The organism is Streptomyces alanosinicus, assembly GCF_014650595.1.
Taxonomy (GTDB): Bacteria; Actinomycetota; Actinomycetes; order Streptomycetales; family Streptomycetaceae; genus Streptomyces; species Streptomyces alanosinicus.
On record NZ_BMVG01000066.1, the window covers coordinates 22,389 to 28,741 of the forward strand.

Annotated in this window: 6 protein-coding genes; all 6 read left to right on the plus strand. The window is 74.5% G+C overall.

Translation table 11 applies throughout. From position 1 onward, the window contains the following. Positions 1–87 precede the first annotated feature (87 nt). On the plus strand, positions 88–1,032 hold the full coding sequence (locus tag IE277_RS44425) for an SRPBCC family protein (protein WP_189959516.1): 945 nt from the start codon (positions 88–90) through the stop codon (positions 1,030–1,032). Next, complete coding sequence (locus IE277_RS44430; RefSeq protein WP_189959518.1) at positions 1,029–2,423, plus strand: hypothetical protein; 1,395 nt, start codon at positions 1,029–1,031, stop codon at positions 2,421–2,423. The genes IE277_RS44425 and IE277_RS44430 overlap by 4 nt, the downstream gene beginning before the upstream one ends. Next, complete coding sequence (locus IE277_RS44435) at positions 2,420–3,310, plus strand: 4'-phosphopantetheinyl transferase family protein (protein ID WP_189959520.1); 891 nt, start codon at positions 2,420–2,422, stop codon at positions 3,308–3,310. Before IE277_RS44430 ends, IE277_RS44435 begins: the two co-directional genes overlap by 4 nt. A gap of 130 nt (positions 3,311–3,440) precedes the next feature. Then, the gene (locus IE277_RS44440; protein ID WP_189959523.1) at positions 3,441–5,486 is read left to right on the plus strand and encodes a condensation domain-containing protein; all 2,046 of its coding nucleotides are present in this window, start codon (positions 3,441–3,443) and stop codon (positions 5,484–5,486) included. A gap of 96 nt (positions 5,487–5,582) precedes the next feature. Next, the gene (locus IE277_RS44445; protein WP_189959525.1) at positions 5,583–5,783 is read left to right on the plus strand and encodes an acyl-CoA carboxylase subunit epsilon; all 201 of its coding nucleotides are present in this window, start codon (positions 5,583–5,585) and stop codon (positions 5,781–5,783) included. 36 nt (positions 5,784–5,819) lie between these two features. Further along, positions 5,820–6,353: carboxyl transferase domain-containing protein (locus IE277_RS44450; RefSeq protein ID WP_308433484.1), on the plus strand; the 534-nt coding region annotated here is incomplete at its 3' end.

The window sequence follows — 6,353 nt, forward strand, 5'->3', positions numbered from 1 at the left end:
CCCACCTACACCCCCCTCCACCAGGAATCGAGCCCCGCTCAGGCCTTGCGGTGCAGCGTTGATCACACCTGGAGGAGGGGGTCGCGCATGTCGTCGCAGCGAGTGCACTCCGCCCAGCACACCGTCTCGGTCGCGGCACCCGCCGGTGTCGTCTACGGTCTGCTCGCCGACGCCCCCCGCTGGCCGGTCCTGCTGCCCTCCTACGTCCACGTCGAACGCATCGACTTCGACGGCACCGAGGAGGACCTGCGGCTGTGGGACCTGCGGTACGGCCATGTGCGGTCCTGCCTCTCGCACCGGGTCCTGCGGGCACGCGAACGCCGTGTCGAGTTCGAGCAGCGGGACGCCCTGCTGCCTGAGGGGCCGACGACCGGCACCTGGAGCGTGGAACCCGACGGCGAGCACCAGTGCCTGCTGACCCTGCGCCAGGAGCGCCCGGCCGGGCCCGGGGAGAGCCCCGCGAGCCTGCAGACGGATGTGCGGGCCGAGCTGGAGGCGCTGCGCGCGGCCGCCGAGCGCTGGGACCGGATGGATGAACTGCTGCTGTCCTTCGAGGACAGCGTGTACGTCGCCGGCTCCTCGGAACTCGTCTACGACTTCCTCTACCGCATCGAGGACTGGGCCGAGCTGGTTCCCCACGTCGAATGGTCCGAGGTCACCGAGGACCAGCCGGGCGTGCAGATGACAGTCCTGCACACCTGCGCCACGGAGACGGGGGAGACGACGGTGTCCGAGGCCGTACGGCTGTGCTTCCCGGCCGCCGGACGGATCGTCCACAAGGAGACGGTGACGCCCGACCTCGTCGCCGCGCACTGCGGGGAGTGGTACCTGGAACCCGACGCGACCGGGGTGCGCGTCGTCTCCGCCCACACCGTGATGCTGAGGGAGAGAGCGGTGGAGGCCGCCCTGGGCGGGGGCGCTCTGCTCGTGGATGCCCGCCGGTATGTGCGCGAGTGGCTCGGCCGGATGAGCACCGAGGTGCTGAGCCTGGTGCGCTGGCGCGCCGAGAGCGCCGTACGCCGACTGCGATGAGCCCGCCGGAGAACGACCGTACGGCGACCGGCACCACGACGACGAGGAGATCGGCGATGGCCCTGACCAGGCCCGTCCCGCGTGCCGGGCGGCCCCCGACGACCCGGACACCCCCGGAAGGCGCGGAACCGGCAGAGGGCGCGGCGCAGTACGCGGCGCGCCTCGAAGCGCTGCTCGGCGACCCTCGGGACCCCGGCAACCCCTACGGCCGGTCCGCCCTGTGGGCCGCCGGGCACGACGCGCTGCCCCCGCCTCCCGCCGGTCTGCCCGGTGCCGGGCAGGCGCGGCCGGCCGCCGACCGGCTCGCCCGCGCCCTGCGTCCGCTCTTCCGCCGGGATCTCGCCCTCGCCCACGCCTGGAGCATCCGGCCGCTGCTGAGCGCACCGGTGCCGCACCCGGCGGCCGTACTGCTCGGGCCGGCGGCGCTGCTCGCGGCGGCCGGCGGCGTGCTGCGCGGCACGGCCCGCATCGTGGACGACCTCAGCAGATACGAACCTGCCACCCGGCAGTGGCGGCCGGTGCTGGCCTCGATCTTCGCGGATCTGCTGGCCTGCGAGAGTCTGACGGCCGTGGCCCTGCGGTTCTGTCCCGCCGAGGGGCCGGGCACGGGCGGGGGCCCGACCGGCTCGGGGGCGTCGGAGCAGTCCGGGGCTTCGTTCGCCGCCGTCGTGGGGTATCTCGTGCCGCAGCTGGTCGGTGACCTGCTGGGCGATCTCGAACTGGTGCTGAACGAGTGCGGTTTCGCCGGTAACACCCCGGAGCGGCGCATTCTCGCCAAGATCGTCCGGGACCGGGCGTTCGCCGGGGTCGACTGGACGGCCGCCACCGCCGCGCAGGCCCGCATCGTGCGGGGGCTGAGCGCGGCGGGCGGCGCCTGGCGGCCGGACGACGGCACGGAACTCGCCGCGCGGTTCCGGATCGCCGAAGCCGTACCCGCCGAGGCACCCGGCACCGACGGCCCGCAGGCCGTCGCGGCGACGCTGGCCGGTGCCACCGCCCGGCTGGCCGATGCCGACGACGCCGACACCGCGGCGCTCGCCCGCGTCGCCCGCAGACTGGTCATCGAGCAGCGGGCGCTGCGGGCCGCCTGCGCGGCCACCGATGTGCACGACCCCGCCGACCCGGCCGCGCGTGCCCTGGCGGACCGTCAGGCCCTGCTCGTGCTGGCCGCCGCCGCACTGGGCGTACGGGAAGCGGCGGCCGGGGCGCGGCCGTCGTTCCTCGGCGGATCCGGCTGGGCGCTGCTGGCGCTCGGCCGGATCGCCGAGCGGCTCGGGCTGCCGCTGCCCGGCCGCACTCCCGATCCGCAGCCCGGCGTGTGGGACGAGCTGGCCCGGCGTGCGGCGTACGGCGTGGACTGCGACCTTCATGCGACGGGGCTGCTGTGGTGAGCGTGACCCGCGCGGCACCGGGCCGCGAGCAAGTGGTGCAGATCCCGCCGCCGTGCCACGTCCCCGGGCCGGACGGGCCATGGGAGCAGGTCCAGGAGCGGATCGAACAGACGGGCAGGGCGGTGGTGCACACCACCTGGGGTCAGTGGCTGACACCGGCCCTGCTCGACCCCGGGCTGCGTCTGCTGCTCGGCCGCGACTGGCCCCGCTACCGGCAGCACCCGGCGCCCGCCGGACGGCTGTGCTTCGCCGTATCCCGGGTGGTGGTCAAGTACGCGGCCGCCGCGGCGCTTCAGATTCCCGCCGACCGGCTCGACCTCGCCTATCTGCCGGGCGGCCGGCCCGTGCTGCGCGGGCTCGGCACGGATCTGCAGGTGAGCCTCACCCACACCGACGAACTGATCGTGGTCGGCGTCAGCCGCGCCGGGCCGGTCGGCGTGGACGCCGAGCCCGCCGGGCGCCCGATCTCCTTCGAGCTGCTGCGCGACCACGTGTGCACCGCCGAGGAGGCCGAACTGCTCGCGGGTCTGCCCGAGGAGGAGCGCACCGAGCGGTTCCTGCGGCTGTGGACGCTGAAGGAGGCCTACACCAAGGCGCTCGGCCACGGCATGCGGCGCCGGTTCTCGGCGCTCGGCTTCGCGTGGGACGAGACAGGGGCCGCCCGGCTGACCGCGGACACGGCGGGGGAATGGACCTTTGCGACCCATCTCGTCGAGGAACGCTTCTTGGTGAGCGAGGCACACCGCCGCGACACCGCGCCGGCGGCACCGGGTGGGATCCGGGCCCCGGCGGCGGTGGACGTACCGGTGCGGCTGCCCTCCGCGGAGCCCCCACAGGGCGCCCGCGTCATCGGCTTTCCGGGGCGGCGGGGCCCCGGAAAGCGGTGAGCAGACGCGTCGGGCGGTTCGGGCGGGGTTGCCGGACCGTAGCCGAACGCGCTGTGCAGAAACGATTCGAAAAGGAGGTCGGGGGGTCGGACACCGCTGCTGCGGCAGTGTCCGGGTCCCCGGGGAGCGGATGAGGAGTCATCACTCGCACGCGGGAGCCGTCCTCGCCGTGGTGCATGAACCGCTCGGCACCGAGGCGTGGTCCCCCCTCGTCTTCGAGCTGTGCGGGCTCGTCCGCACGGAGGCCGAGGCGGTCGCCGCCCGCGTCGCCGAGCGCCATGCCGCGTACGACGTCGAACTGGACGACCTGCCGGACGCCGGGCGGCTGGGCCTGCATCTGCTGCGGCTCACCCCTCGCGGTCCGGCCGAACCCGGCGGGCCGCTCACCGACGAGCTGCTGGCCGACCTGCTGGCACCGCTCACGGGAGCCACGGTCGCCGTGACCGGGCATCAACGGGCGCTGGTCACGGCCGCGGTGGACAGCCAGGGCGCCCCCGGCCGGTACGTGGAGCAGATCTTCTGGGACTGGGCGGGGCCGCTGGACCTCACCCGGTTCATCAACGCCTGGCAGTCGGTCGCCGAGCGGGAGGCGGTGCTCCGGGCGTCGTTCGACTGGTCCGGTGCCGCCCGCCTGGTGCTGCACGATCGCGCCGTCGTGGAGGTCGTACGCCATGTCCATGCCGTCGTCGGCTGGAGCGAACTGCTCCGGCAGGACCGGGCGCGCGGCTTCGAGCTGTACCGGCCGGGGCTGCTGCGGGTGTCCCTGCTCGACGGGCCGCCCGACACCACCGGCGCCGGCCGGGCGCCCACCCGCGTGCTGGTCACCTACCACCGTGCCCTGCTCGACGAGCGCGGGGCGCGTCTGCTGGTGCGGCAGTTCTACCGTTCCTACCTCGCCGGCGGTGTGCTGCCCGGCGGGGACCGGCGGCCCGACATCCGGGACCACACCGAGTGGCTGGCCCGCCAGGACCCGGCCGGCGCCCGGGAGTTCTGGGCGGCGGCCGCACCGCCCGCCGACGCCGCCGTCAGCCCCGGACGCCCCGGGGGGCCGCTGCGGCACACCGAGGGGCCCGGCCGGATCCAGCGCCGGCTCAGGCCGCCCCAGACCACCCGGCTGCGCTCCTGGGCCGCGGGCCGGGGCGTGGGGGAGAGCAGTGCCCTGCATGTGGTGTGGGCGCTGTTGCTCTACCGGGCGGCCGGGGCCGACGGGCCGCTGCCGGTGGCCTTCGGCGTGCATCTGTCCGGGCGGGACATGTCGCTGCGGGCCGCGGCCGACATTCCCGGACTGCTGGGCAGCCCGCTGCCGTTGACGGTCACCGTGGACCCCGGCGCGTCCCTGGTGGACCTGCTGCTCCAGGTGCGGGACGCCGCGCTCGACCTCAACCCCTACGCCTGGGTCTGCGGCGACCAGATCCGGGAGTGGACCGGGCGAGAGGCCGGCTCCGACCTGACCGAGACCACCGTCCGCTTCGACAGCCGCCCCGAACTTCCGGACAACCTGCGGGCCGAACTGGCGGCGCAGGGCATCCGGGTGGGCGTGCCGCAGAGCGCCGGCGGGGACACGGTCCTGCCGGTCACGCTCGTCGCGCACTACGACACCGAGGGCGCCCTCGTGCTGACCGCCCTGTACGACCGGGCCAGGTTCACGGACACCGACGCCTCCGGCACCCTCTCGCAGTGTCTGCAACTGCTGCGCAGCCTGCCCGAGCACCCGGACCAGGGGTTCACCGTCGCAGACGCCCTGCGGCTGCTGCGCAGCTCAGAGGTGCCCCGGATGACACCGCCCGGCCCCGGCGGCGGCCGGCTCGGGCTGGCGGTGTTGCGGGGCGGGGAACCCGGGGCTGACGTCGTGTGCCTCGTCACCGTCCCCGGTGTCACACCCGGTGCGTACGACACGCTCGTGCGCGAGCACGAGGGACCGGAACGCATCGTGTCGCTCACTGTCACGGGCCAGCAGGTGCCACCCGGCCCCCTGCAGGAACTGCTCGGTCCCGGGCGGCGGTTGACCCTGTGCGGAGCCGGTCCGGCGGGCCGGGTCGCCCATGAGATCGCCCGCCGCACGGCCCAGCAGACCGGCGAGGCCCCGGCCGTGGTCATGACCGGGGTCGGCGGCGCCACCGAGAGCGCGCAGGCGCTGGCCCTGGCACTGCGGGCGGTGCGGGCGCGCAGCAGCTGACGGGCGGCGTCCGGTGGCGTCGCCGACCGTGTTTCTAGCGGCCCGAGAGTGCCTCTTGAGCGGCATGGCGGACGGTGGCCGGAAAGAGGAGGCGGCATGGGCGACACGGACTGCGGGGAACCGGCTCTGCGCGTCGAGCGCGGCACGGCGACCGAAGAGGAACTGGCCGCACTGACCGTCGTACTGCTGGCCCTGCGCGGCCGGCCGGCGGACGAGGACGCACAGGGGCGGCCGGTCAACGGCTCGCGCTGGTGGCGGCGGCCGAAGGGCCACCAGGGATCGCGCAGCTGGCAGTGAGGAAACCTCCGCCCCTTCAGGAAGGGATTTGACGACATGTCGATGACGATTGCCGCCGCCGAGGCCGAGGCCGGTCCTGCCGACATCCGCGGGCGGGTCGCCGAGTTGCACGAGATCCGTGCGCGGGCGGTGGCAGGTCCGAGTGAGAAGGCGACCGAGGCGCAGCATGCCAAGGGCAAGCTGACGGCGCGGGAGCGGATCGAGCTGCTTCTGGACCCGGGGTCCTTCCAGGAGGTCGAGCAGCTGCGCCGGCACCGGGCGACCGGGTTCGGGCTGGAGGCGAAGAAGCCGTATACGGACGGTGTCATCACGGGCTGGGGCACGGTCGAGGGTCGTACGGTCTTCGTGTACGCGCATGATTTCCGGATCTTCGGCGGTGCGCTGGGCGAGGCCCACGCCACGAAGATCCACAAGATCATGGACATGGCGATCGCGGCCGGTGCGCCGCTGGTCTCCCTGAACGACGGCGCGGGTGCGCGTATCCAGGAGGGTGTCAGCGCGCTCGCGGGTTACGGCGGCATCTTCCAGCGCAACACCAAGGCGTCCGGTGTCATCCCGCAGATCAGTGTG